General features: G+C 46.1%; 1 pseudogene. It reads right to left on the bottom strand.

The annotated features are described in order from the left end of the window. Positions 1-579 (bottom strand): annotated as a pseudogene (locus M3090_RS15530) (AAA family ATPase); the annotation flags it as partial. Between the last annotated feature and the right edge of the window lie 48 nt (positions 580-627).

Genomic DNA, 627 nt, shown 5'->3' with positions numbered 1-627 from the left:
ACGTACCAGGTGATGCCGTCGAAGCGGTTGTAAACCTCCTCAATGGTTTCTTCCGAAATTTGCTTTCCGGCTTGGACAAAATGCCTCTGGATGAACGAAGTGTAAGAGGACAAAGGGATGGGCCTCAACTCCATGATGGCCGTGCTCTGATAGAAAGGGCGTGCCGGACTGGTAAAGATTTCCCCCATCAGATGACGCTGGGAACCGGCATAGACGAAAGTGGCATTCGTGCAATGTTGCATGTAGGTTCTCAACAAGGCCTCCACGTTGGCTTCCGGATAATGGGCAATGGTTTGAAATTCATCGATGGCGACAATGCACGGTTTGTCTGCATGTGCCAAGTAATGGAAAATCTCATCCAAAGTGACAGTGGGAGATTTTATGTCGCCCATCTCGATGTTCCAACTGGGATTGCCGGAAAAGTCGAATGAAATCCCTGCACGTAAGGAGGCTAAATATCCCAGCGGCGTTGTTGCCATTCGTAAGATAACGCAACAATGTTTCGGTTTCTGTTGTGCGATCGCAGAAATATTCGGCAGAAACATATCCGTTAGTGAGGAAAGGGTTCATTTTACTCATGCCTGAAGTTTTATGCAAAGATAATTATAATATTATTATAAAGCTCAT

Source organism: Bacteroides sp. ET71 (assembly GCF_023336905.1).
Classification (GTDB): Bacteria; Bacteroidota; Bacteroidia; order Bacteroidales; family Bacteroidaceae; genus Bacteroides.
The sequence above is the reverse complement of the archived record's forward strand: the minus strand, read 5'-3'. Positions and strand labels throughout refer to the sequence as shown.